General features: G+C 34.0%; 23 protein-coding genes. 4 read left to right on the top strand and 19 right to left on the bottom strand.

What is annotated here, in order from left to right; all coding sequences use genetic code 11:
- Nucleotides 1-148 precede the first annotated feature (148 nt).
- From A3GU_RS10200 to nagB, 10 genes are all read right to left on the bottom strand, one after another.
- Nucleotides 149-313 (bottom strand): ECF transporter S component family protein, encoded by a 165-nt coding sequence (locus A3GU_RS10200; RefSeq protein ID WP_018366239.1) that lies wholly within the window; start codon nucleotides 311-313, stop codon nucleotides 149-151.
- A gap of 344 nt (nucleotides 314-657) precedes the next feature.
- Nucleotides 658-3,279 carry an alanine--tRNA ligase gene (alaS, locus tag A3GU_RS0103910; RefSeq protein ID WP_018366241.1) on the bottom strand — a complete coding sequence of 874 codons (2,622 nt, stop codon included), beginning with the start codon at nucleotides 3,277-3,279 and terminating at the stop codon, nucleotides 658-660.
- A 361-nt stretch (nucleotides 3,280-3,640) separates the two neighbouring features.
- A complete protein-coding gene (prsA, locus tag A3GU_RS0103915; RefSeq protein WP_018366242.1) occupies nucleotides 3,641-4,585 on the bottom strand; it encodes a peptidylprolyl isomerase PrsA in 945 nt (314 codons plus the stop codon).
- Between the two features lie 62 nt (nucleotides 4,586-4,647).
- Nucleotides 4,648-5,355, bottom strand: a complete 708-nt coding sequence (locus tag A3GU_RS0103920) for an O-methyltransferase (protein ID WP_018366243.1) — start codon at nucleotides 5,353-5,355, stop codon at nucleotides 4,648-4,650.
- Between the two features lie 76 nt (nucleotides 5,356-5,431).
- Nucleotides 5,432-6,055 carry an HAD-IA family hydrolase gene (locus A3GU_RS0103925; RefSeq protein WP_018366244.1) on the bottom strand — a complete coding sequence of 208 codons (624 nt, stop codon included), beginning with the start codon at nucleotides 6,053-6,055 and terminating at the stop codon, nucleotides 5,432-5,434.
- A gap of 53 nt (nucleotides 6,056-6,108) precedes the next feature.
- Nucleotides 6,109-7,911: an oligoendopeptidase F gene (gene pepF, locus A3GU_RS0103930; RefSeq protein ID WP_018366245.1), complete on the bottom strand. Its 1,803-nt coding sequence runs from the start codon at nucleotides 7,909-7,911 to the stop codon at nucleotides 6,109-6,111.
- A 9-nt stretch (nucleotides 7,912-7,920) separates the two neighbouring features.
- On the bottom strand, nucleotides 7,921-8,871 hold the full coding sequence (locus A3GU_RS0103935) for a competence protein CoiA (protein WP_018366246.1): 951 nt from the start codon (nucleotides 8,869-8,871) through the stop codon (nucleotides 7,921-7,923).
- A gap of 68 nt (nucleotides 8,872-8,939) precedes the next feature.
- Complete coding sequence (locus A3GU_RS0103940; RefSeq protein ID WP_018366247.1) at nucleotides 8,940-10,094, bottom strand: MFS transporter; 1,155 nt, start codon at nucleotides 10,092-10,094, stop codon at nucleotides 8,940-8,942.
- A gap of 91 nt (nucleotides 10,095-10,185) precedes the next feature.
- Entirely contained in the window at nucleotides 10,186-10,914 is a 729-nt protein-coding gene (locus A3GU_RS0103945) for a 16S rRNA pseudouridine(516) synthase (RefSeq protein ID WP_018366248.1), read from the bottom strand.
- 77 nt (nucleotides 10,915-10,991) lie between these two features.
- Entirely contained in the window at nucleotides 10,992-11,696 is a 705-nt protein-coding gene (nagB, locus tag A3GU_RS0103950; protein WP_018366249.1) for a glucosamine-6-phosphate deaminase, read from the bottom strand.
- A gap of 186 nt (nucleotides 11,697-11,882) precedes the next feature.
- Here nagB and queA point away from each other — a divergent pair, with 186 nt between their 5' ends.
- Nucleotides 11,883-12,911: a tRNA preQ1(34) S-adenosylmethionine ribosyltransferase-isomerase QueA gene (queA, locus tag A3GU_RS0103955; protein WP_018366250.1), complete on the top strand. Its 1,029-nt coding sequence runs from the start codon at nucleotides 11,883-11,885 to the stop codon at nucleotides 12,909-12,911.
- Between the two features lie 105 nt (nucleotides 12,912-13,016).
- Here queA and A3GU_RS0103960 read toward each other — a convergent pair whose 3' ends face one another.
- The 6 genes from A3GU_RS0103960 to A3GU_RS0103985 all read right to left on the bottom strand — a co-directional run bounded on the left by A3GU_RS0103960 (nucleotide 13,017) and on the right by A3GU_RS0103985 (nucleotide 19,892).
- A complete protein-coding gene (locus tag A3GU_RS0103960) occupies nucleotides 13,017-14,075 on the bottom strand; it encodes a serine hydrolase (RefSeq protein ID WP_018366251.1) in 1,059 nt (352 codons plus the stop codon).
- 284 nt (nucleotides 14,076-14,359) lie between these two features.
- The gene (gene sodA / locus A3GU_RS0103965; RefSeq protein ID WP_018366252.1) at nucleotides 14,360-14,968 is read right to left on the bottom strand and encodes a superoxide dismutase SodA; all 609 of its coding nucleotides are present in this window, start codon (nucleotides 14,966-14,968) and stop codon (nucleotides 14,360-14,362) included.
- 107 nt (nucleotides 14,969-15,075) lie between these two features.
- On the bottom strand, nucleotides 15,076-16,107 hold the full coding sequence (holA, locus tag A3GU_RS0103970; protein ID WP_018366253.1) for a DNA polymerase III subunit delta: 1,032 nt from the start codon (nucleotides 16,105-16,107) through the stop codon (nucleotides 15,076-15,078).
- A gap of 48 nt (nucleotides 16,108-16,155) precedes the next feature.
- Nucleotides 16,156-18,393, bottom strand: coding sequence for a DNA internalization-related competence protein ComEC/Rec2 (locus A3GU_RS0103975; protein ID WP_018366254.1), 2,238 nt, complete (start codon nucleotides 18,391-18,393; stop codon nucleotides 16,156-16,158).
- The gene (locus tag A3GU_RS0103980) at nucleotides 18,386-19,081 is read right to left on the bottom strand and encodes a helix-hairpin-helix domain-containing protein (RefSeq protein WP_018366255.1); all 696 of its coding nucleotides are present in this window, start codon (nucleotides 19,079-19,081) and stop codon (nucleotides 18,386-18,388) included. Before A3GU_RS0103980 ends, A3GU_RS0103975 begins: the two co-directional genes overlap by 8 nt.
- Before the next feature lie 70 nt (nucleotides 19,082-19,151).
- Nucleotides 19,152-19,892, bottom strand: a complete 741-nt coding sequence (locus tag A3GU_RS0103985; RefSeq protein WP_018366256.1) for a lysophospholipid acyltransferase family protein — start codon at nucleotides 19,890-19,892, stop codon at nucleotides 19,152-19,154.
- Nucleotides 19,893-20,041: 149 nt separating this feature from the next.
- Between A3GU_RS0103985 and A3GU_RS0103990 the strand changes: the two genes are divergently transcribed.
- The 3 genes from A3GU_RS0103990 to A3GU_RS0104000 are packed head-to-tail and all read left to right on the top strand — an operon-like array spanning nucleotide 20,042 to nucleotide 21,295.
- Nucleotides 20,042-20,788: a tRNA1(Val) (adenine(37)-N6)-methyltransferase gene (locus A3GU_RS0103990; RefSeq protein WP_018366257.1), complete on the top strand. Its 747-nt coding sequence runs from the start codon at nucleotides 20,042-20,044 to the stop codon at nucleotides 20,786-20,788.
- A 20-nt stretch (nucleotides 20,789-20,808) separates the two neighbouring features.
- The gene (locus A3GU_RS0103995; RefSeq protein ID WP_169333482.1) at nucleotides 20,809-21,027 is read left to right on the top strand and encodes a DUF3923 family protein; all 219 of its coding nucleotides are present in this window, start codon (nucleotides 20,809-20,811) and stop codon (nucleotides 21,025-21,027) included.
- Nucleotides 21,017-21,295: a GIY-YIG nuclease family protein gene (locus tag A3GU_RS0104000; protein ID WP_018366259.1), complete on the top strand. Its 279-nt coding sequence runs from the start codon at nucleotides 21,017-21,019 to the stop codon at nucleotides 21,293-21,295. Before A3GU_RS0103995 ends, A3GU_RS0104000 begins: the two co-directional genes overlap by 11 nt.
- A gap of 12 nt (nucleotides 21,296-21,307) precedes the next feature.
- On the opposite strand, the gene A3GU_RS0104005 is transcribed toward A3GU_RS0104000, so the two are convergent.
- The 3 genes from A3GU_RS0104005 to A3GU_RS0104015 all read right to left on the bottom strand — a co-directional run.
- On the bottom strand, nucleotides 21,308-23,305 hold the full coding sequence (locus A3GU_RS0104005) for a KUP/HAK/KT family potassium transporter (RefSeq protein WP_018366260.1): 1,998 nt from the start codon (nucleotides 23,303-23,305) through the stop codon (nucleotides 21,308-21,310).
- 115 nt (nucleotides 23,306-23,420) lie between these two features.
- Nucleotides 23,421-25,025: a degradosome RNA helicase CshA gene (gene cshA / locus A3GU_RS0104010; protein ID WP_018366261.1), complete on the bottom strand. Its 1,605-nt coding sequence runs from the start codon at nucleotides 25,023-25,025 to the stop codon at nucleotides 23,421-23,423.
- A 160-nt stretch (nucleotides 25,026-25,185) separates the two neighbouring features.
- Nucleotides 25,186-25,497 (bottom strand): transposase (locus A3GU_RS0104015; RefSeq protein ID WP_026216438.1); only part of this gene is annotated, 312 nt, incomplete at its 5' end.

Consider the following 25,497-nt stretch of genomic DNA (forward strand, 5'->3'; position numbering starts at 1 on the left):
GAGTTTATAGAAAGTCACAGCAAAACCTTTGTATCTCACTAGAGAAACGCTTACTTTAAAAATAAAGGCTACTAGCAAATGCTAATCAATAAACCTACTACAATAAGAATCACTAAGTGTGACATAAGGATTTTCCTCTGAGCAAAACTTATTTGTAAGTAAACAATCCATTGACAAGCCTTCCTAGATAGGCTGTTAACAAGAAAGTCGGATGATAAGTTCCTGTTTCAAAAATTACAACATTAATGATATCTGAGAATATTTCTAATATACCTGCCCATATTGGACCATAGAGATAAGTCATAAGTGTCATAGATAAAAACCAAAACTTCCTTAAAAATAAATAGAACTAATTACTGATGCGACAAAAATTAAATCTATTGCTAGCAAAAAGGGAGATAGGAGGGTGCTAGCAGTTGGCTTGGGGAGTAAGAATAGAGTGGATTTAATAAGGAAGCTCATATCATCCAACTTTCCTGATAACTATCCTTCTATAAATTATCTTATACAATATCATTACAGGTGTCAAGACATATATCCTATTTTTATGAAATTAATAGTTAAAACTAAAAAACAAGGTTATAAATACTTAGATTTCCTAATGAAACTTAAAAGCTCCATTAGGAAAAAGAATCTATAACCTCGTTTTTATTATTATTAATTTATATGGGTTGGAACTGCAGCAAGCAATTCTACAATCTTACTTGCATCTGAACCACCAGCCATGGCCATGTCTGGTTTACCACCACCTCGACCTGCTACAATTGGGGCTAAGAGCTTGATAAGATTTCCAGCATGTACCTCTTTTGACTTACTTGCTACTAAGACATTAACCTTATCTCCAATAGCAGCCACTAGAACAAGAAGATCAGAATAATCTTTTTGTTTCCACTTATCAGCAAAAGTTCTCAAGGCACCTGCATCTGATACTGAAACCTGACTAGCAATATAAGAAATACCATTTATTTCTTTGATATCTTTGAAAAGATCACCAGCCTGAGCTGCGGCTGCTTTTTCTTTTAGTTCTATATTTTCTTTTTGTAAGTCACGAACCTGTTCATTAAGGTTAGTAACTTTTGATACCACTTCTTTTAATTGTGTCACTTTTAAGCTTTTAGCAACTGCTTTAAGGGCATCTTCTTGCTCACGAAAGGCCTTGAAAGCTTCTTTGCCAGTAACAGCTATAATTCGACGAGTTCCTGAACCAATACCTTCTTCTTTGAGAATCTTGAAGAGTCCTATTTCAGATGAATTAGATAGATGAGTTCCACCACAAAGTTCAACAGAATAATCCCCAATGCTTACAACACGAACCAACTTACCATATTTTTCACCAAAAAGTGCCATGGCTCCCATTGATTTAGCAGTTTCTACGTCTGTTTCTACAGTAGTAATGGCTAGGGCATTCCATATTTGCTCATTAACTTCTTCTTCAATACGTCTTAATTCTTGAGCAGTGACAGCTTCAAAATGGGTAAAATCAAAACGCAAGAATTCTTCCTCATTTAGAGAACCTGCCTGACTTGCATGGTCTCCAATGATATGATGTAGGGCTGCATGGAGTAAATGGGTAGCTGTATGATTTTTCTCCACTGCATAACGACGTTTATGATCAATTTCTAGCCTATAAACAGTCCCTAGAGAAAGGCTTGCCAATACCTGAACAGTATGAAGTGCCTGACCATTTGGTGCCTTTTGAACATCTGTCACACATGCAACAACATCACCCTTAACATTTTTTATCACACCATGGTCAGCAACCTGTCCACCCATTTCAGCATAAAAAGGTGTCTGATCAAAAACTAATAAGGCTTGCCCTTCAGATACCACTTCACTTCTTTCATTATCAACAATAATAACAGCTAAAGCGGAATCCAAGGTTTCTGTTTCATAGACAAACTCTGAAGGTTCTTTGATCCCTGCAAGGGTTTCATTTTGCATTCCCATTGAACCACCCTTGACAACAGCTGCACGAGCACGATCTTGTTGTTCTTTCATAGCAAGCTTAAAACCTTCATGGTCAATCTTATAACCAGCATCTTCAGCTAATTCTTCAGTTAATTCAAGTGGGAAACCATAGGTATCATAGAGTTTAAAGATATCTTTACCTTCCAGAGTATCCTTACCTGCTTCTTTAAGTTGAGATAACAATTGGTCTAAATGACCAGAACCAGCATCAATGGTACGAGCAAAGGTTTCTTCTTCACGTTTAACAATTTTTTCAATAAAATCATGTTTGTCAAGAATCTCTGGATAATAAGACTCCATAATTTGACCGACAATCACTACTAATTTGTAAAGGAAGGTTTCCTTAATTCCCAAACGTCTACCATGCATAACTGCACGACGTAAAAGTCGACGAAGCACATAACCACGTCCTTCATTCCCTGGAAGAGCACCATCCCCAATAGCAAAAGAAAGTGCACGAATATGGTCAGCAATAACCTTGAAACTCATGTTATCACCATCAGGATCATAGACCTGACCAGATAATTTCTCAACTTCCTGAATAATTGGCATAAACAAGTCTGTCTCAAAATTAGTTTTAGCTCCCTGCATAACAGCAACCAAACGCTCTAAACCTGCACCCGTATCAATATTTTTATTAGGAAGTTCCTTGTATTCTGAACGAGGAAGTTTAGGATCGGCATTAAACTGGGACAAAACAATGTTCCATATCTCAATATAGCGGTCATTTTCAAGGTCTTCTTCTAATAGTCGAATCCCTATATTTTCTGGGTCAAATGCTTCACCACGGTCAAAGAAAATCTCTGTATCAGGTCCTGAAGGCCCTGCACCAATTTCCCAGAAGTTTTCCTTTAAAGGAATCAAGTGACTAGGCTCAACACCTAAAGCAAGCCAACGATTGTAAGAATCCTTATCCTCTGGATAATAAGTCATGTAAAGTTTTTCTTTTGGAAAATCAAACCAGTCTGGACTTGTCAACAACTCAAATCCCCACTCAATAGCTTCATCTCGGAAATAATCACCTATAGAGAAATTCCCCAACATTTCAAACATAGTGTGATGACGAGCTGTCTTACCTACATTTTCAATATCATTGGTACGGATTGATTTTTGTGCATTTGTAATACGTGGATTTTCAGGAACCACAGAACCATCAAAGTATTTCTTTAAAGTAGCAACACCTGAGTTAATCCATAGTAAAGTAGGATCATTTACAGGTACTAAGTTTGCAGAAGGTTCTACAGAGTGACCCTTTGATTGCCAAAAATCTAACCACATTTGACGAATTTGCGCTGATGACAGTTGTTTCATATTAAGATACCAAGAGTTAAAGCTTACCTAATTATAGTTTACCAATGTACTTCTAAACTATTTAATTGGCAATCAGGATAATTAGATGAATTTTATTTAACTCTAGTTCCTTTCTTTAATTTCAATTTTGAAAAATATAAACAGAAAACAAGCTCATATCACAGAGGGCGAAAACCGCGGTACCACCTCTATTCAATGAACTTGTCATTCTCATTAATATCTATTTTTTATAGGGTCAAGTAGCATGCTTATCTGATTATCCATGACTTTCATCACCCGTCACTTTTCTAAATCCAATCTTTGATAAACAATTCTTAACCTATCTATTATACAATCTTTCTACTTCTAAGTCAAGAAGGGCTTACTTATCAGCAGGGGATTGAATTGGGCTTGTTGCTTCTTTTTTACCTTTGTTTGATGCAAACTGTGCTAGAATTTCTGCAAAAGCTTTATCTTTAATTTTTACATTTGCCTTATCCAAGGTTTCAGAAATAACTTTCTTTTGGAAGTTAGCATCATTAGTTTTTTCATCAAGAATAATGGCTTTTAGACGTTTCTTATTGTCTTTCCAATCACCTTTTTTCTCAGTTTTCTTAGTTAAGTTAACAATGTAGAATGTTTTTTGATAATTGTCAGCAACTGTAATCAACTCAGATTTCTGACCTTCCTTTAATTTGGCACTTTCTTTAATGACATCTGCCGGTAAAGTTGTGTCCCCAGAATCAAAAGTATAATCTACCTTTTTATCTGTTGCAGTTGTATTTTCCTTAGCAATTTTTTCAAAATCAGCACCTTCTGCTTTAACTTCTTCTAAAACTTTTTTAGCTTTTTCTTCATCATTTAAAGCAATGACTTGAGCTGTCATTTTTGGTGTGTAATTTTCAAATGCTTTTTTATAGTTAGCCTCTGTTAATTCTTTTTTAGCTTTTTCCTTAACAGCATACTCAACTAGCATAGTTGTATGAATTTGCTTTTTATAAGATTCAGTTGTTAAACCTGCTTGTGCTAAAGCTTCAGAGAAAGATGAACCATATTGCTCTGCTGTTTTCTTATAAGATTTTTCAACTTCTTTATCAGAAACTTTCTTACCATATACAGAATCAAAAACACGGAACAAAACAAGGTTTTGCATAGTTTGTTGGGCTGCTGTAGATGTTTTTGCTTCATTGTAAAAGTCGCTAACTGTTATAGTGTCGCCTTTCATTGTAACCACTTTTGTATTGTCATTTGTTGAGCTACATGCTGCAAGAGCTAATACAGAAGCAAGTGTTACAAAACCTGCAACAACTTTTTTTGAATTTTTCATATAATTATGAACTCCTTTTCATCATTGACCAAATTATTATAACATATTTTCTTAAACTTTACTTAATCAAGTAGGTCAATAACCTCTTGATTTTTTCTAAGCATTAAGAGACCATCGCTTAAAGGAAGTAAAGTTGAAGTTAACCCCTCATTATCCAAGGTAGCATCAAATAGTTTATGTAAACCCCTATAGATAGTTCTTTGTCCTCGGCGAACCGCTTCAATAGGTTTAACAATATCGCCACCCTGAAAAATATCATCCATGATAACAATGCCTCCTACCTTCAAAAGCCGGAAGATTTCTGGTAAGAAGACAATATATTTGGATTTTGCTGAATCGAGAAAAACAAAGTCAAAGGGTTCTTGCAATTGAGCTAATAGCTCACTAGCATCTCCTTCCAATAGCTTTATCTGATTTCTAACATCATATGTTGCAAAATTTTCTTTGGCTAAACCAATCATCTCTGGATTACGATCAATAGTTACAATTTCAGCCCCTGGTACATTATCTGCCATTAAAAGAGCTGAAAAGCCAATTGCTGTTCCTATTTCTAAGATCCTTTGAGGTTGAATTGTCTGTAATAAGAAGCGAAAATAGGCTACAACTTCATGCTGGATAATAGGAATATTTTCCTTGCGGGCAAAGCTTTCAAGTTCAGCTAGATAGCCGGTATTTTGCTTTTGTTTATGACGTAAGTAGTCAACTATTTCTTCTTTGACAACTGGTCTACGCATATTATGATTTGCATTTTTACTATAAGATTCTACCATAGACTTTATTATATAAAAAATTTTTAGCAAAAACTAGCAGTTTCTGTATTTTTCTATCATTTTTGTCTATAGAATTTTATTCCAGTTTAGTCAAAAGAGGAAGAATATCTAATAAACTCTCTATCTTATAATTATCCTTAACTCTATCTACTCTTAAATTGATAGAAGTAATACCAGCATTTCTTGCAGCTTCAAAATCTAATTGTCTATCACCGACATAGAAGGTTTGTTCTTTAGATAACTTATACTTGGCAATTAGGTAAAGTAAAGATTCTGGATTAGGTTTTCTTGCAAAGCCCCTAGCAGAAGTTATGACTTCTGTGAAGTAAGCATCAATACCTAATCTTTTGAGAACATCTCTTGTTGTTTTCCCTTTATGGGTAACAATAAAATGTTGAATGCCATTATTTTTTGTCTTATGAAGAACTTCTTTTGCGTATGGCATAAGTTCTATCATATCATCACGTGCTTCTTGTTGATGATTGAAAAAAGTTAATAGCTCCTCAACTGATAAGTCATAATCTCTAGCCAAATCCTTTAAAAGCTCTCCTACAGATTTTCTGATAACAAAAGTCATTACCTTATCTTTATTAAATGCTAGCTCATATTTTTGATATAAGATTTGTAAGACTTCTTCAATAGCCTGATAGGATTCAACCAAAGTGCCATCAAAATCCCATATTAAACTCTTATCACTCACTGTTTATCCTTTCTCTGCATCTAGCAAAAAAGATAGCCGAAACTATCTTTTTATTAGAGATGAACACCCTTGTCAACTAGCTCTTCTAGTTCAGTTAATCTTTCTTCAAAGATTGCAAAGGCTTGATCCAAATACTCATGACTTGTCATATCAACACCTGCCTTAGCAATAACCTCCAAAGGATAATCTGAATTCCCAGCTTTTAAATAAGTTAAGTAATCATTAATATCTTCTTGAGTCCCATGAACTACCTTATTTGCCAAGAAACTTGCTGCTGCAAAACCTGTTGAATATTGGTAAACATAGTAATTATAATAGAAATGTGGAATACGAGCCCACTCATACTGGATAAAGTGGTTATCTTCTTTTGCAAGTCCATAGTATTTTTCATTTAAGTCTGCATAAAGAGAATTCAAAAACTGACTTGTTAAAACCTCACCTTTTTGATCTGCCTGATGAATAGCATGTTCAAATTCAGCAAATTGTGTTTGACGGAAAACAGATCCTCTAAAGCCATCTAAATAATTATTTAAAATAGCAAAGCGTTCTTTGTCGTCTTTTACTTCTTTTAATAAGGCTTCTGTTAATATATTTTCATTTGTAGTAGAGGCAATTTCAGCAAGGAAAATACTATAATCTCCATAAACAAATGGCTGAGTTTGACGAGTAAATGTTGAATGTAAACTATGGCCTGTCTCATGTACCAAGGTATATAAATTATCAAGATTATCTTGCCAATTTAGTAGCATAAAGGCATTAGTATCATAAGACCCTCCAGAGTAAGCTCCTGAACGTTTTCCCTTATTAACATGAACATCAATCCAACGTTCTGTAAATGCTTTATGGACATATCTAGAATATTCTTCACCAAAGACTGATAAAACTTCTTCTGCCTTTTCTATAGCCTGATCATAAGTAATAGACATATCTGCTTGAGATAGAGGTGTATAGATATCATACATTTTTAGCTCTTCTAAGCCTAAAACCTTTTGTCGTAATTTTAGGTAACGATGCAACAATGGTAGATGTTTATTAACAGATGCTAATAAACTATCATAAACAGTTTCAGGTATAAAATTAGAAGACATAGCAGCTTGACGTGCTGAATCATAATGATGTACCCGAGCCTTATAATTTTGCACTTTAACATTTGTCTGTAATGTCTTAGCATAGGTATGCTGAAATTGCTCATAGGTGCTATACATAGCTTCATAGGCTGCTTGGCGAACTGAACGATCCGTAGATTCCATTAAGCTAATAAAATTGCCATGTGTTATTTCAACTTCTTGGCCTTTATCATCTTTTACTATTGGAAAAACAATATCAGCATTATCCAGGATTCCAAAAGTTTCTTCTGCTGAATTGAAAATTTCTTGTGCTCCAGCTAAAAGCTCTTCTTCTGCTTGTGAGAGGACATGTTGTTTGCCTTTTAAAAGTCTGTCAAAATAATGACTATAAAGCTCAAGCTTAGGCTCTTGTGCCATGTACTCCTGATAAGTTTTTTCATCTAAGGCCATAAACTCAGGTTCATAAAAAGAAAAAATCTCACTGAATTTAGCATATAAAACAGATGCTTTCGACTGATATTCTTGATACTTTGCAACCCTTGTATCCTGGTCGTTTTTCATATGAGCATAAACATAGGCTGTTTCAATACGACGTGATAAATCCAGTTCTAACTCAGTAATCTCAAGTAAGCTAGAACTTGATTCCAACAAATGTCCAGCCAATTGTCGAGCCTTTTCAAGTTCTAAAGCTATAGCCTCTACTTCAGCTTCCCATTTTTCATCCGTGTCAAATATACTAGTTAAATCCCAAGTGTATTTTTCTTCTAATTGTTCTCTATTATCTGTCATATATTCCTCCTAAAATCTATTCTCCCATATTTTAACATAAAAGAATGGCGGATAAAGTGTTTGTGATGTTTTATTACTCAATTTTTTATAATATTTCTTGAAGGAAAGATAATAGAGATTTAGGTTAGCCTCAATTTGACAAAATCCAATTGAAGATTTTACAGGTTGAATTTGAGGAAAATAGAAATCTAAACTGTGATTTAATAAATTATCACCTTGTAAATATAGCTTTTCCTGATAAGAAAGCCACTTTTTATCCTTTCTTTGTAGGGCCTTTTTAATCTTACTTAAGAGTTTTTGATCTGTTTGACAAGTTACTTGTTTTCCCTCTAATTTTTGATAGGGTAAGGAAAAAAAGCTACTTAAATTATCATCAAGTGAAACTGCTTGACATAGATAGGTCACTTCCCCAAATAAGTTTTCATGTATCAGGTACTTTAATCTTATCTCATTTTTGGCTAAATCAAGTTCCCATAGATGAAAACCTATCTGCCAGCTAAAATTGAGAAGTTGCTTTTGTAGCTCTTTTAATTTCTTTTTCAGCCAGAGCTTTTCTCCTAAAAGCCATCTTACTTGTAAATGTTTATCTTTATAGGCCTGCGTTCTTTCCTTTAATCTTTCTATGGATAGGCTGCTACACTGGATTTCAAGCACTAAAGAGTCATTAACCAATAAATCTGCTATTTGTTGTATAGCTGGTAAAAATTTTTCTATCTCAACTTTTTCACTTCTAACTAAACTACTATATAATTTTGCTTTTAAAGATAAATGCTCTATTGATTCATTTTCTGAGGCAAAGGAACAATTTTTTGCACTTAAATGGGCAAAATGAGGCCTTACAATCTTGCCTTTTTTTAAACGTAATCTCGAATAACAAGCCGGACACCTAAAAATCTGAGCGGGAGGTATTTCATCCACCAGACTAATAAGGCTCTTATCCTCAGTAAGTGCTGTTAACATCTGCTCTCCTTTATATAACTATACTCTCTATATAAAATATCCGAAAAAAAGCTATCTTTTGATAACTTTTAATTGATTTTATTCTTTTTTAAGAGCTGACTAAGAATAAGATTGAGTAAAATGAGACCACTGGTGATATAAAATGGGCTAATATATAAATCAAAATGGAAGTATGCTGGTACTTTTGTTAGCACTAAGGGAGTTATAATGACACCAATATTGCCTGCAAAAATAGCTAATCCTGTGACAAAGTTGTTTTCTTCTTTATTATAATGTCGAGAAATATAATCAAAAACAGATGACATAGTGCCCACAAAACTAGCTCCAATCAAAATAGCTCCGATGATAAAAAGAAAGGGTGACTGAGAAAATATAAATAAGATATTCCCGATTCCCATTAATAGGGTCATTAAAAGAAGTGTCTTTTCTTTAAAATATTTGGTCAATAGGCCAAAGACAAGTCCAATTAAAATACCACTAAAAGCTAAGACTGTTAAAATGTTGCTTGCCAAAAAGCTAGAATAGTGATACTTGCTCACTAGAAGACTAGGAATCTTAATTGTGGCACCAATATAACTGATACCTACAAAAAATGTAATAGCCATCAGGTAGAGAAGTTCCTTATCAAAAATCGCCTTACCTTTAGAAGATAAGCCTCTACCTTTGTCCTCTGGGACATATTTACTAAACAATAGATAAACAGGAATGACTAGCAAGTAAACTAAATAAGCATAACGGACACCAATTAATGCCATAAGACCTACTAAAAAAGTTGTCAAAGCCTTACCAATATTCAGTGTTGCATTGCGATAACCTATCATACTAGAACGGTCTAAACCATCATAATAATCACTAATTAAACTTATTGATAGCGAATTATAAAGCCCAATCCCAATTCCAAGCAAAAGGCGACATAAAATAACAAGGGTAAAATTAGTGGTGAAAAATGAAATAATACCTGATAGTAAAATCAGAATAAGTCCTAGCTGAACGGTCTTCTTTTTCCCTATTCGAGTTACCACAAGATTACTTAGTAGGATAAAAATCGTAATCATCATGGCTGGCATGGTAATAATACTTTCAACAGAAGCTAAGCCAATATTTGGATTTTCCCCATGATAAAGGGCATATAATTTGGGAATAGCTGGTGCTAATGCCAAGTGCGACATGAGAAATAAAGAAATAGATAATATTGCTATTCTCATTGACAATTTATTGTTCATAATTATCTCCTTGTAAAATCATACCTTGTAAGTATATAGACACTTTTAACCTTTAGCAAGAAAAATGAATGCTTTTTTAAGTTTTGAATAATTAGATATTCTCTGAAACCATGAAAGCCTTTAAATAAGCCTTTTCTTCTTCTGTTAATTGCCTGTAAGATCCCAGCTCTAATGAACCTAAATTAAAGTCTCCAAAAGAAATTCTTTGTAAATAAATAACTTTTAGTCCATAACTAAGGAACATTTTTTTCACCTGATGAAATTTTCCTTCAGTAATATGTAAGGTAGCTCTAGAAAGCTCAGGACTAGCTTCAATAATATTTAATTGAGCTGGTCGACATCTTGTCCCGTCTAAAAATACAATACCACTTGAAAAGAAAGCTGGCGCATCTGAAGCTAAAAAACCATTAACTTCCACATAATATGTTTTTTCAACATGTTGCTTAGGATGAAGCATGCTAAAGCCTAAGGGACCATTATTGGTCAACAAGAGTAGGCCCTCTGTATCACGATCTAGACGACCAACTGGGTAAAGTCCTTCTACCTTATCTTCTGGAGCAAGTAAATCAAGTACTGTTTTATGTTGGGCATCAGACCGCGCTGTTACAAAGCCACTAGGTTTGTTAAGAATATAGTAGACCTCACTAAAGAGGTTAATGTGCTTTTGATGGACCACTATCTTTTGAAGACCTGTATCAACATTCTGGGAACCATTTATAACAGGTACACCATCGACCAAAACTTTCTTTGTTTTTAATAACTTCTTAACCTCTGAACGAGAACCTACTTTAGCTTTTTCTAATAATTTATCTAATCTCATATTACTAGTTTATCACAATAAGTTTCTAATAAAAATATCTGCCAAGTTCTGAAAAACCTAGCAGATAATAATCCTTTTTATTCTAATTCAGAAGCAGCTTCATTATCAACAATGACAACCACATTATCATGTTTTTGCAGAATACTTGCTGGTAGGTCTTCTGTTACAGGACCAGTAATCATGCCCTTAATAGCAGCAGCTTTTTCTTTGCCAAATGCTAACAATACAATCATCTTTGATTCCATGATAGAAGCAATACCCATCGAAATAGCCTGGTTAGGAACATCATCAATGCTGGCAAAAAATCGGCTATTAGCTTCGATAGTAGATTTTTCTAAATCCACTAAATGTGTTTTCATATCAAATGAAGTACCAGGTTCATTAAAACCAATATGACCATTTCTTCCAATACCCAGAATTTGAAAATCAATTGGATTCTCTGCAATTATCTGATTGTAAGCTGCTATTTCTTTATCTAAATCTTTTGCTAACCCATTAGGTAGGTAATTCTTCTTAAATTTTTTATGATTAAATAAATGTTCCTTCATAAAGAAGTCATAACTTTGAGGATTTTCGATAGGTAACGCTACATATTCATCTAAATTAATACTGGTGATATCAGAAAAATCAAGCTTACTGTTTACTATTTCTTGATAAAAAGTAATCGGTGTACTACCAGTTGCTAGACCAAGGGTTTTAGCTCCTTTAGTAAGACTTTCCTTTAATAGAGTAAATGCAATTTCTCCACCTTCAACCTGATTTTGTACACGAATAACTTTCATAATTCTCTCCTTTATTGGTATAGACCTTTATAATTATATTATATGGTATATACCAATTTTTGTCAAGTCCACTTTCTCACTAAAAATAATTCTAATGACTCAAGACTTATCAAGTGGTATAATGGTTTAGATGTCATTTGAGATAGCTATGGCTACTGAAATGTTTTGAAAAGATAAGGAGTAAAGATGAATACTAAGGACTTTGATTTTGACTTGCCTGAAGAACTAATTGCCCAAACCCCTCTTGAAAAAAGAGATAGTTCTAAGCTTTTAATTATCGATCATCACAAAAAGGAAATGACAGACGGCCACTTTGATGATATCATTGATTGCTTAAATCCTGGAGATGCTTTGGTCATGAATAATACAAGGGTTTTACCAGCACGCCTCTATGGAGAAAAGCTTGACACACATGGCCGAGTTGAACTCTTACTCTTAAAAAATACAGAAGCTGATCAATGGGAAGTATTGGCAAAACCTGCCAAACGGTTAAAAATTGGAAGCCAAATAAGTTTTGGAGATGGACGTTTAAAAGCTACAATAATCAAAGAACTAGAACATGGGGGACGTATCGTCGAATTTACCTATGAGGGGATTTTCTTAGAAGTTCTAGAAAGTCTGGGAGAAATGCCTCTGCCACCATACATTCATGAAAAATTAGAAGATTCAGAGCGCTACCAAACTGTCTATGCCAAGGAAAATGGTTCTGCTGCTGCACCTACAGCCGGTCTCCATTTTACCCAAGAATTACTGGCTAAAATTCAAGCTAAGGGTGTACACTTAGTTTATCTAACACTCCATGTTGGTCTAGGTACCTTTAGACCTGTTTCAGTGGATAATCTTGATGAACATGAAATGCACTCTGAATTTTATACCCTATCTGAGGAAGCCGCCAATAAACTACAAGAGGTTAAAGAGTCAGGTGCTAGGATTATTGCTGTCGGAACAACATCTATTCGAACACTAGAAACCATTGGTAATAAGTTTAAGGGCAACATTCAAGCTGATTCTGGTTGGACCAACATCTTCATCAAACCTGGCTATGAGTTTAAGGTGGTTGATGCTTTTTCAACTAACTTTCACTTACCAAAATCAACCCTAGTAATGCTGGTTTCTGCATTTGCAGGTCGTGAATTTGTTCTTGAAGCATATAAGCATGCTGTAGATGAAAAATACCGTTTCTTCAGTTTTGGCGACGCCATGTTTGTTAAATAAGGTCGCAAGAATAGTAAAAAATAAGCATAAACTTTAGATTCCTCTTGAAGATAGTTAAGTATTGACTATCTAGAGAGTCTTATCTAAGGTCTTAAGCTTATTTTTTTATCTATTATGGTTAACCCGGTGCCATTGATTGATGACATAGGTTAAGGCAACTAATTGATTATATCCGACACCACTAATCTCACTAGAACTTTCAGTGGTTCCACCCAAATTTGCTGTATAAAGAGCAATCAAGTAGGGACTTTCTTCACATACAATGGCATCTACATTTAAAGCTTCATTGACATACCCAGGTTTTTGGTAAATTTTTAATTCTGGTAAAAAGGTCTTGTAATATTCGTTAGGAAAAGATTCCCCAATATAGTAAAGTAAATCTTTATATTTTTCTCTATGTTTCCATAAATAGTCTAACACTTTAATATAATAATCACTTGTTGTTTTATTTCCTTCTCGTTGAATAGTCTTGATGTCAGCTCTTGACTCTCCATAACGATTTAAACTTTCAAATGCTTTATCAAGACCCCCTAGACGCTCTGCCAAGGCATATGCAGGTGTATTTTCAGAGTAAAGAAGAGAATATTCTTGCATTTCTGGAATAGTCATAGCCCCTTGAAACTGTGCTACATAAGCCTTATGTTCCATATCATACTCATAGGTAGTCTCTCTGATATCAAAACGCTCTTTAAGAGATAGGTTTCCTTTTTCAACTTCATCTACCACCAACATGTTTAAGGGTAACTTATAAGTACTACCTGCAGTCATAGCCTGTGTTTCATTCATAGAATAGGTTTTTCCTGATGTAAGATCCTTATAAGAAAAAGCAATTTGTCTCTCTTCAATACCATATTCCTTCAAATAAGCCTTAACAGTTTCTACTAAATTAAGGTTGGCATAATCATAATATAAACCTAGAGCACTCATTTCTTCCAAATCTTCAGCCATAAGTGCTTCTTTATCAGCTTTAGATTTTTCTTTTAATTGAGGTTTAACCTTTCTTTTTTTATTATATAATTCTGATTTTGCTACATTTCGATTTTTATTTTTATGACCTTTACTTTTTATGGTGATAAAATTTATCACTAGTAGCAAACACAAGATACTACTAACAAAAATGAGCAATTTATACAGTTTTTCTTTCTGAGGGTCTCTTTCTCGCATCACGTCATCTCTCCTATTAATTATATTTTATATTAATTTAATAAAAAATCAAGGAAATATGTCATTTTATAGACAAAAAGATTTCATTTATATTACAAAGGTTATATTTTTGATATTTTTAATCTCTTTAGAGTGTGAAAAATAGAACTCTAACATATAAAAAGAGAAGACCTTATTGAAGTTTTGTTTTCTCCTCACAAGTGAGTTTGTAAACATCGTTCAATTTATCTTCTCTATTAAAGTTTAAATGTTATCATTCATTAAAGCCTATAAAGAGGCTTAGACTAAGCTTGTGCTTTTTGGTAAAGTTCTGCAACCTTATTCCAGTTAATAATTTCAAAGAAGGCTTTAATATAGTTAGGGCGTACATTTCGATAATTTAAATAATAAGCATGTTCCCAAACATCCAATGCTAAAATTGGTTTTTTACCTTCTGAAATAGGAGTGTCTTGATTAGCAGTAGACATAATTTCTAATTTACCATTTTGACCAACTACTAGCCATGCCCAACCTGAACCAAAACGTCCAGTTGCTGCGGCAGTGAATTTTTCTTTGAAGTCTTCAAATGAACCAAAGGCTTCATCAATAGCATGTGCTACATCATCTGTAGGTTCAGTCTTTTCAGGAGACAATAATTGCCAGAAAAGAGCGTGATTAAGGTGTCCACCACCATTATTAATTAAGGCTTGACGAATATCTGAAGGAATACTTTCAACATCTGCCAAGAGTTCTTCAAGATTTTCTCCGATTTCTGGATGCTTTTCCAAGGCAGCGTTAGCATTTGCTACATAAGTTGCATGATGTTTATCATGGTGGAGAGTCATTGTTTCTTTATCAAATTGTGGCTCTAATGCATCATATGCGTAGGGAAGTTCTGGTAAAATAATAGTCATATTTCTGTCCTCTTTTCCTATATTTCTAAGTCTATAGTAACGCAAATGATTAGAGCTTTCAACTATTTTGACTGTCTAAAAATAAGGCCTTGAAAGCACTGTTATCATCAGAAATTAAGGATTTTCAAGATAGCTAAATCAAAGAGATAGGACTTGTCATATTGGCCACTTTTTATCTGATAATCAGTCTCAATAAGGGTTTTTATGCTGTATTTTAAAAAAGAAGGGCTTAAATTAGTAGAGTCTTTAATAGCATATTTAACCTGATAAGGGTTTATCTTTCTTCCTAATAAATCAGATAAGGCCATCACTATTTGTTGTTCATTTTTACCTTCTTTTGTAAGAATCGCAATTTGTAAGTAAAGTCGAAATTGTCCTATCATAATAGCAATTAACTTTATCTCATCCTCACCAGATAGAATTAAGTCATGAATTAGATCATGAGCCATTACCATATCTTTTTGTAAAACAAAACGTGTCAAGTCAAAAATATTATCTTGTAGTGTTTTAGGAATAGCCTCATCTATATCTGTTAAAGTAACCGTCCCTTGACCCCTATAAGATTTTAAAAAATTAAGGTTAATCAGCATCTGACTAAAATCTGCATTAGATTTTAGGACTAATTTATCAAAAACTCCACTGTCAAAGGCCAATCCCAGCTTTTTGCTATAACTATCAAAATAAGCACGCAAATCTCTTTCTTTAAGAAGACTAGCTTCTAAGACATCTGCGTCTCGTTTTAATAGTTTTGCAATTCTTCTTTTACCATCTAGTTTACCTGGAGCAAAAATAACTAATTTAGTGGATTCTTGAGGATTTTCTAAATAAGCTTCAAAGGCTTTCAGTTCATTGTCCTTGAGATAATTTTTTTTATTAGTAGTAATATCTAGTAGATGGTCCAAAATAACAATCTTATAGTCGGTAAAAAAAGGGAGACTAAGTAAGTCCATTTCTACATCTTGATAAGAACTTTCAGACATATCAAAATATGAGTAAGCTAGGTCTTCTTTATTAAAATCAATTTTTTTCAAGAATTCTTCTTTAAGTTGACTATATTGACCAATATCTTCACCAGTTATTAGACTTATAGCTGCTAAATGTGTTTTATTTACCTTATCAATTTTTTCAATTGCAATCATAACTCTATTATACCACCTTATTCTCCAATCTGCTTTAGGAACTTTTTACTAGTTAGAGTGACTCTTTTCAATTTGCCATTTTGACCAGCCTTTTAAACGTATAGCTCCATCTTGATCTGTTCGATAAATCTTAGTCTTTACTTTTTTCAATCTTTCTAAAGTTTCCTTGTGTGGATGTTTAAAAGGATTATCTTTTCCTGCAGAGATGAGACTAAGCTTTGGAGTAATTTGTTCAAGAAATGCTTGGCTTGAAGAGGTTTTTGATCCATGGTGGCCGACTTTTAAGATGTCAACTTTTAAGTTAGGATATTTTTCAAGAATAGCTTTTTCCCCATCACTTTCTAAATCTCCTGTGAATAAAAAACGTTTATTTAAGAGTTTACCATAAAGGACTAGAGAATCATTATTCTTGCCATCACCTTTTTTCCATGGATAAAGCACTTGCAAGTGAGAATCCATAATAGGTAACTGATAGTCACAAGTGATGGTCTTAGTTTTGATTGCCATTTTATTGAGACGTTTTACAAATTTCTGATTGGAAAGACTACCTTGACTAATTAATATTTCTTTTACTTTGAAAGTTTCTATTACCTCTTCCATATCTCCTACATGATCAGTATCTGTATGGGTAAGTATGAGATGATCTATCTTGACTATTCCTTGTGATTTTAAATAGGGAATTAGTGTTCTTTGAGCATTTTTGATAATATGTCTTTTCTGCCAGACCTGTTTCCCTTGGTGATAATGCTTTCCTCCCACATCAATGAGAATTGTTCTGTTATAAAGATCGCGAATAAAAATACTATCTCCTTGTCCGACATCAAGAATTGTAACTTCATTAGTCAAAGCTATTCTTGGTAAATAAAATAAAAGTGTAGTAAGAAAAAGTAAGGGTATAACTATCTTTTTATTTTTCCGGTAATCATAAGTTATAGCTAAAAGAATTATCAAAACGATAACTAAAAGTAGAGAAGGTTTTCCAAATATAATCGGACGAGATAGATAGTGGCCAATAAAATGAATGAGACTCTCCATGATTATAAAGATTTTATTGAAGAATCCTAGTTTTACAAGAGGAGAGATCATAAAAACCAAAGAAAGTAAGGGAAGTATGAGAACATCAAATAAAAAAGAAAAAATAGCTGTTAACAGAATGGCTGCTGGATTAAAGGTTGAGAAAAAGAAAAGTAAAATTGGAAGAATAGCAAGAGAAAGTGTTAAGCTTTCCACTATTATTTTTTTACCAGCCTTTAAATCATTATAATTAAGTATAGAAAGAATAAAAGCATAGGTGAAGGATAAGACACCTCCTATAGATAAAAGAAAATAAGGATTAATAAAAAACATACAAATAAGACTAATAGCAAAATTATTTGGAGCTTTTAGACCTAAATTAGCTAAATTCCTTTGTAACAAACTTCTAATAACTGAAATACTATAGCCTGTCATACCTGCATAGAATAAAGAAAAAATACCTTCACAATAAGGAATAAACTCTTGAGGAAGACCGCTATAAATAAGAATCCTTCTAAAATAATTCAAAAAGAAGCCTACCTGCATCCCAGACAAGGCAAAAAGATGAATGATACCTAATTGACTATAGAGGTCTGTCATTTGACCAAATGACTTATCCAAATAACCAAAAAGTAGTCCTGTCATATAATGCGACATTGGTTGGGGGAAGTTTTTTTGACACCACACAATAGCTTGTCGTCTTAACTGAGATATTAATGCTAGTAGATTATCTGCTTTTTTAATAGTAACTTTATCTATTTTGTTGATGTTGCCAATGCGATAGATACCTTGATATTTTAAAAAGTTCCGATAGTCAAATCCATTAAAATTCCTTCTTTGTTCAGCCTTTGTTAAACTAATATCAGCTTCTATTTCTAAAAAATTAGTATTATTTCTAAAGAAATCTGACTCTTTTTTATTCTTTAACTGATAAAATACCATATAGTCTTTATCTTTATGTTTAGCAAGAAAGCTAAGGCTAGTCCCGTTTATAGTACTTGTATCAGGTACTAAGATTACTCTAGTTAAAGTACTAGCCTGATGATGAAAGTCTTTTTCTTGTTTTACCTTTAATAAGGAAAAATAGACTAAAAAACAAGCTACTATACAAAAAAGTTGCTTTAATTTTCTAAAGTCATATCCTATCAATAGTCTAACAAGGATTATGAAATCAATAATAAAGATTGGTAGTGATGGGCTAAAAACAGAATAAAATACCAAAACAAGAAGATAAGCTAATTGACTAAGGGTAATAGGTACAAAGCTAATCAACTTCGACATCATCTTTTAGTTTATCTAAGGTCTTTTGACCAATCCCAGAGATTGCCAATAGATCATCTAAGCTTTTAAAGCCTCCCAACTTATCACGATTTTCAATAATTTCTTTTGCACGCTTTTCTCCGATACCTGGAATTTTAGTTAATTCTTCTAGACTGGCATTATTAAGATTAACCTTTTTATTATCAGGCTGACTAGGATTTCCTGTTTTACTTATAGTTGCTTTAGAAGATGAGGCCACTCCTTGTGGATTTTCTCCTTTTTTTGCAATATAGATAACTTCTTCATCTTTTAATTTTTGAGCAAGATTAATGGCATTTCTATCTGCTTCTTCAGTTAATCCCCCAGCTTCTTGGATAAGGTCTGTAACTCTGCTACCTGGCTTTAAGTGATAAACACCTTCTTTTTGGACGGCCCCTTTAAGATCTACCAGTATTTTTTCAGCTACTTGATTTTTATGATTTTTATTATCTTCATTTTGATTGCTTGCTAATACTGTTTTATCCTCTTTTTCCACAGCTAGAGGAAGAGAAACTTCTTTATCTTTATTAGCCTGCCCACCCCAGATGAAAACAAATAGTAACACAATAATCCCCAAAGCTAATAAAAGCGTAAGTATCCGACTTAAAATATAATTTTGGGATAAATAATCTTTGATTCTAGATAAATAATTTAATAACATTTTTCACCTCACTTATTTAATCCGAAAAATAAAAACCAAAAATAAAAAAAGCCATCTCAAAGATGAACTTTTACTTTCTATGTTTATCAGGATCCCAGACAAAGCTTGCTAAATAGCTAAATAAACAGGTCAAAATTAAAACGATAATTAAAATCAAACCCAAGGGAATGCGGTAACTATAAGTGAGGGGATTTAATTTTTTCCCTGATTGATAGCTTGCTATCTCTTGATCTAAGTCTGTAAATGCTGTTTGAATACGACTTGCAACCTCTTCAATCCCTTGATTGTTCATTCGTTTAATATCAGAAACATCAATAGGATTTCCAAAATTCATGTCTATACGTTCTCCCCTTATCAAGCCTTTTAAACTTACAGGACCTAGATAAGTTGCTGGAAGAATCTTGACCTTAGACATCTTAGCAATCACAGCTACTCCTCCTTTGAGGTCTTGGGAATGCCGACTTCCACTTGGAAACATGAGTAAGGATCGGTTTTTCTTTTTCAACACATTGACAGGATATCTAATAGCCTCTGGGCTTGGTTTTTCTCTATCAATTGGAAAAGCACCACACATTTTTATCCACCAGGCTAATAATCGATTTTGAAAAAGTTCTTTTTTGGCCATAAATACAAACTGTTTAGGTCTAGCTGCAAAAGCTATATAAACAGGATCCCAGAAGGTTCTATGAGGGGCTACTAAGATATAATTTTCTGTGGCTGGTAATATTCTATTCTTATTATGGTAGTGAGAATTACCATTAACTACCCATAATAAGAAAACAACTAAACCACGTAAATAAGCGTAAAACACATGGCTCTCCCTTACTATTTTATTCATTTTATTTTACCATGAAATGATTTAATTAGAAAGTCTTAATTTTTCCCTTTAGTTCTAGATCAGCATCATCCTTTATTCCTAATAGGTTTTCCCTCTTCTGTTATTTCTGCTATAATAAGCTTATGACACAAAATTTATTACAAGCCGGGGAACGCATTGACCAGCTCTATTCAAATGATGTTAAGATTATTCAAAACAAGGAAGTTTTCAGCTATTCGATTGATAGTGTCTTACTCTCGCGTTTTCCTCAGATACCATCAAAGGGACTTATTGTTGATTTATGTTCTGGCAATGGTGCTGTTGGGCTTTTTGTAAGTAAAAAAACCAAGGCAAGCATTCTAGAAGTTGAAATTCAAGCGAGACTAGCCAATATGGCCCAGCGATCCATTCTATTAAATAATCTGCAGGATCAAGTAAAGATGGTCTGTGATGATCTCAAAAACCTTTTAAACTATGTTCCACGTTCTGGGGTTGACTTAATGTTATGTAATCCACCTTACTTTAAATCGAGTCAAAGTTCGAAGAAGAATATATCTGAATATTATTTATTAGCCAGACATGAAATCACTACAAACCTCCAAGAAATTTGCCAGGTTGCTCGCCACACTCTTAAATCAAATGGCCGTCTAGCCATGGTTCATAGACCTGATCGTTTTATTGAGATTCTAGATTGTCTAAGAGCAAACGGCCTGGCACCTAAGCGCATTCAGTTTGTCTATCCTAAAATGGGTAAGGATGCTAATATGCTATTAATTGAAGCTATTAAAGATGGATCTATTGATGGCATGAAAATTTTACCACCATTAGTGGTTCATAAGGATAATGGTGACTATACTGATACTATCAAAAAACTCTACTTTCCCCACTAGAAAGGTAGGAAATAATGGTTATGAAAAAAATATTTTGGTTGACTAATCTTCTCCTTTTAATCTTCTTTATTTTAGTTGGGCTCTTTTTGTGGTTCAGAGAAACTGATGGAACAGCTAGTCTGCAAACCTTTAACAGTCGAATGCTAACCATTCTTGTGTGGCTAGGGTTCTACCTTTTGATTCTTCTTTGTCAATATTTATTTATTCTAGTGAAAAAAGGGTTAAAAGATGTCAGATAAGGCTTATATGTATGTCTTGGAATGTGCTGATAAAAGTCTATACACAGGCTATACAGTAGATTTAAAAAAGCGTGTCACTACTCACAATTCAGGAAAAGGTGCTAAATACACACGCGCACGATTACCTGTAAAACTTATCTACTCTGAATGCTTTGATAGTAAAAAAGAGGCAATGAGTGCCGAGGCTTTATTCAAAAAACGTTATAGCAGATCCCAAAAGCTAGCTTATATCGCATCACATATCCAAGAAAAAAACATTGAGAAATAAAATCTCAATGTTTTAATTTTCGTCTGATACTGGAACAATCTCTTTAATTGGTAATTTTAGAATATCTGATAAAATCAAGGGGACAAATTCTACCTTAACTTCCGAATATTGTAAACCAAACCAGCGAGATGGTGTTGCTGTAAAATGCTTGATACTTGCCTTAGTCTGCATAATAAAGCGTTCAAAACCAGTTAATTGTCTAGCTTGAGAGACGCGTTCTTCAATAATAACAAATCTAAAGTCACCAACCTCTCGTCCAGGTGAAATGGAATATTCTTGGACTTGTTTAGGTAAACGCCCGCTTTCCATTAGGTCTTGGACGATTGTTCTGAGATAACGTGGTACAGTTTGTGGCATCCTAAATCCTAGATGAAGTTCTACCTTAACCATATAATCAGTTCCCATCATATCAACCTTATATTTAGCTGTATAGGGTTCATCTGTTACCTTAACATTTACAAACCAGTATACCTTAGCCCGTTTTGGTCTTTTATCCAAAATAGAGTATAAAATAGATTTATCGATCATATTTCCCTGTACACGGTTGGTTAAATAAACGACATTTGTTTGATATAAATCAATCGAGGTATCATCTCGCAAGGCTTTAATTTGTTGTCTATAATCAAGTAGGTTAAGCGATTTAACATATTTAAAGACAATTTTTGTTCCTTTATGCCATATAAACATCAATGATAAAATTGTAAGAGCGATAATAACCACTACATAACCACCGTGTAAGAATTTTACAGCGGAAGCCCAGAAAAAGACAAATTCGATAAGGGCAAAAAAGGCCATCACAATATGTGCTAAGATCGAGCGCATGCCTTTTTTAATAAGGAAGTAATTTAATAAGATTGTAGTCATCAGCATGGTAATTGTAATAGCAAGCCCATAAGCTGCTTCCATGTGTTCTGAGCTTTGGAAATAAAGGACGGTACAAGAAGTTATCACAAAAAGCATCCAATTAATAACAGGAATATAGAGTTGTCCTAAATTTTGTCCTGGATAGGTTACCCTAAAGAGGGGAAATAGTTTTAGACGCATAGCTTCAGCAACTAAGGTAAATGAACCTGTAATTAGGGCCTGAGAAGCAATAATAGCTGCTAAGGTTGCCAAGATAACGGCGTAAACTCTTAGGTTTTCTGGAATACTAGCAAAAAATGGATTGAGTTCTGTACCACTATTTTTATTGGCTAATATCCAGGCTCCTTGTCCACAATAAGATAAGAAGATACAAATTTTGACAAAGGGCCAGCTCATGTAAATATTACCTCGACCAACATGGCCTAGATCAGAATAGAGAGCTTCAGCACCTGTAGTTGCCAAAAAGATTGATCCCAGAATAAAAATTCCCCTGTGATTTTCTGGACTAATTAATAAATGAATAGCATAATAAGGATTAATGGCCTTAAAAATAGCTAAATGATCCATACTGTTAAAAAGTCCACTTAAGCCAAGAAAACCAAACCAAAAAAGCATAACCGGTCCAAATAACTTACCTATTAAACTTGTACCAAAGCGCTGGATACTAAACAGAATTAAAAGTATCATCAAGGTGGTAATGATAACATTGGTTTGGTTTTCATAAATATAGTTAATACCTGGGACTGCTTTTAAGCCTTCGATGGCTGATGTTACTGTAACTGCTGGGGTTAAAGCTCCATCAGATAAGAGAGTCGCACCTCCTATCATAGCAGGTACTATCAGCCATCTAGACATCTTTCTTACTAAGGTGTATAAAGAAAATATACCACCTTCATGGTGGTTATCTGCTTTTAGAGCAATCCAAACATATTTTATGGATGTGATAAGTGTTAAGGTCCAGAAAATTAAGGAAACAGAGCCAATTATAAATGCCTCTGATACCTGGCTGATGCCCCCTTGGTTTTCAACCAATGATTGCATGGTATAAAGAGGACTTGTTCCAATATCACCATAAACAATTCCTAGAGCAATAATAAATCCGGCTTTTGTTGCTTTATCAAAAGCTGGATGATTGGCATTAGACATCCCAATCTTCCTCCTGTTTTTCATTAAAAATACCAAAAATGGCTGAAACCATTATAACAAAATATAGATAAAATGGTGAAAAAAAGAGTTGAAGTTATCTCCAACTCTTTTGATATTATTCACCTTTATGACGGATAACAAAACCTGAATCTTTTTTACCAGATTTCTTATCTTTACCAAAAAGTTCACTTGCACTACGCTTAGGTTTGCGTTTGAAGTCTTTAGAACCAGATTTTTCATCACGTTTATCTTTACCACGACGATCATCACGTTTTCCACGGTATCCACCACCACGGCGATCACCTTCACGACCTCCACGGTTACGGTTATCTCTGCTTCTGCCACCTTTGCCATTTTTGTTACCGTGTCCCCCACCAACATATTTAAATGGTAATGGTTTCTCACGAGCAATTTCAACTTCAGGTAGATCAGCTGGGTCTTGGACTGTTAAACTTAAAATATATAAGGCTAATTCTTCAGGAGTGAACTCAGAAGCTAATTGAACAGCATCACCCTTAAACTTATCAAAGTTTGAACGAATACTTTCATCAGCGAAATCACGTTCAATCTTTTTAAGGGCAACTTTTTTCTTAGCTTGGAAAGCTTCATCAGCAGTTGCAGGTTTTAAAGGTTTCATTTGTTTCTTAGTTAGGTTCTCAATCATTGAAAGGTAACCCATTTCATTTGGAGAAACAAACGTAATTGATTCACCTGTTTTACCAGCACGGCCAGTACGACCGATACGGTGAACATAACTTTCTGGATCCTGTGTGATATCATAGTTATAGACGTGAGTCACACCTGAAATATCCAGACCACGAGCAGCCACATCAGTTGCTACTAAAATATCAATTTGATCACCTTTAAAGTCACGAATAACACGTAAACGTTTGTTTTGATCTAAATCTCCATGGATACCCTCTGCACGGAAGCCACGTAGCTTAAGTCCTCTGGTAATTTCATCAACACGACGTTTAGTACGGCCAAATACAATAGATAATTCTGGCTGATCAACATCCATAAGACGAGTCATGGTGTCAAATTTTTCTTGTTCTTTCACAAGAACATAAAATTGTTCAACATTAACATTGGTTAATTCTTTATTTTTAATTTGGACATGCTCTGGGTTCTTCATGAACTTAACACCAATTTGTTTGATTGGAGCTGGCATAGTCGCTGAGAATAATAGGGTTTGACGTTCAGAAGGCACACGGCTAATAATAGCTTCGATATCTTCTAAGAATCCCATATTGAGCATTTCATCAGCTTCGTCTAGAATAAGTGTTTCTACTTGTTCTAGTTTTAATGCTTTACGTTTAATAAGGTCTAAAAGACGACCTGGTGTTCCAACAACAATATGTGCTCCTGATTTAAGAGCCTTAATTTGTTTGTCAATACTTGATCCACCATAAACTGAGCGAACCTTAACACCTTTATTACGACCAAAACGGAAGAGTTCTTCCTGACTCTGAACAGCTAGTTCACGAGTTGGGGCAATGACAAGTGCTTGAATAATATTTTCATTGGTACGAATCTTATTCAAGGTTGGTAAACCAAATGCTGCTGTTTTGCCAGTACCAGTTTGTGCCTGACCAATGACATCCTTACCTTCTAAAGCTAAAGGAATAGTCATTTCCTGAATAGGAGACGCTTTCTCAAAACCTGCTGTTACTACAGCTGATTGGATGTCTTCTGATAAGTTAAATTCTGTAAATTTCAAATGTTTCTCTTTTCTAAAAAAGCAGTGCGAAGCTGCCTTATAAGCCTGTATAGTTCTGTCGTTTTAATTAACAACTCAACTAGTTTAACACAAAATAAAATAAAAAGATAGGAAATAGCTAATGAAAGGGTTTTTATTAAAAATAATGATAAATTAGCAATCAGACTAAGACCAAATTAGTAAATGTAAAGAAGCAAAGGGGCTGGGCAAAAACTAGCTCAAAAAACAAGCACAAGCGACATCTCATCCTTAATCGTTGAGGATAAGGCTTCTCACTTGTGCTTGTCTTCTTTTTAGCAGTCTTTCCCACCAGTAATTTGGCCAATTTGGTTAAATTCATGCTCATGAAGAGGAAACCTAACTCTGTTTGGACAGCTTGCTCGCCCCTAACATGAACCCGGCGTACGCCAAAAATACCCTTCATCCGACCAAAAACAGTTTCAACATCTGTCTTGCGTTTGGCATAAATGCG

The sequence above is a fragment of the Streptococcus didelphis DSM 15616 genome, from assembly GCF_000380005.1.
Classification (GTDB): Bacteria; Bacillota; Bacilli; order Lactobacillales; family Streptococcaceae; genus Streptococcus; species Streptococcus didelphis.

Bases quoted from the DNA above. Each gene is read 5' to 3' on its own strand.
- A3GU_RS0103940 (WP_018366247.1), bottom strand. From the start codon at position 10,094: ATGAACAATAAATTGTCAATGAGAATAGCAATATTATCTATTTCTTTA.
- A3GU_RS0103960 (WP_018366251.1), bottom strand. From the start codon at position 14,075: ATGCGAGAAAGAGACCCTCAGAAAGAAAAACTGTATAAATTGCTCATT.
- A3GU_RS0104005 (WP_018366260.1), bottom strand. From the start codon at position 23,305: ATGTCTAATGCCAATCATCCAGCTTTTGATAAAGCAACAAAAGCCGGA.
- A3GU_RS0103995 (WP_169333482.1), top strand. From the start codon at position 20,809: ATGAAAAAAATATTTTGGTTGACTAATCTTCTCCTTTTAATCTTCTTT.
- queA (WP_018366250.1), top strand. From the start codon at position 11,883: ATGAATACTAAGGACTTTGATTTTGACTTGCCTGAAGAACTAATTGCC.
- pepF (WP_018366245.1), bottom strand. From the start codon at position 7,911: ATGACAGATAATAGAGAACAATTAGAAGAAAAATACACTTGGGATTTA.
- prsA (WP_018366242.1), bottom strand. From the start codon at position 4,585: ATGAAAAATTCAAAAAAAGTTGTTGCAGGTTTTGTAACACTTGCTTCT.
- A3GU_RS0104000 (WP_018366259.1), top strand. From the start codon at position 21,017: ATGTCAGATAAGGCTTATATGTATGTCTTGGAATGTGCTGATAAAAGT.
- A3GU_RS0103990 (WP_018366257.1), top strand. From the start codon at position 20,042: ATGACACAAAATTTATTACAAGCCGGGGAACGCATTGACCAGCTCTAT.
- A3GU_RS0103920 (WP_018366243.1), bottom strand. From the start codon at position 5,355: ATGGTAGAATCTTATAGTAAAAATGCAAATCATAATATGCGTAGACCA.
- nagB (WP_018366249.1), bottom strand. From the start codon at position 11,696: ATGAAAGTTATTCGTGTACAAAATCAGGTTGAAGGTGGAGAAATTGCA.
- alaS (WP_018366241.1), bottom strand. From the start codon at position 3,279: ATGAAACAACTGTCATCAGCGCAAATTCGTCAAATGTGGTTAGATTTT.
- A3GU_RS0103980 (WP_018366255.1), bottom strand. From the start codon at position 19,081: ATGTTATTAAATTATTTATCTAGAATCAAAGATTATTTATCCCAAAAT.
- A3GU_RS0103935 (WP_018366246.1), bottom strand. From the start codon at position 8,871: ATGTTAACAGCACTTACTGAGGATAAGAGCCTTATTAGTCTGGTGGAT.
- sodA (WP_018366252.1), bottom strand. From the start codon at position 14,968: ATGACTATTATTTTACCAGAACTTCCCTACGCATATGATGCATTAGAG.
- A3GU_RS10200 (WP_018366239.1), bottom strand. From the start codon at position 313: ATGACACTTATGACTTATCTCTATGGTCCAATATGGGCAGGTATATTA.
- holA (WP_018366253.1), bottom strand. From the start codon at position 16,107: ATGATTGCAATTGAAAAAATTGATAAGGTAAATAAAACACATTTAGCA.
- A3GU_RS0103945 (WP_018366248.1), bottom strand. From the start codon at position 10,914: ATGAGATTAGATAAATTATTAGAAAAAGCTAAAGTAGGTTCTCGTTCA.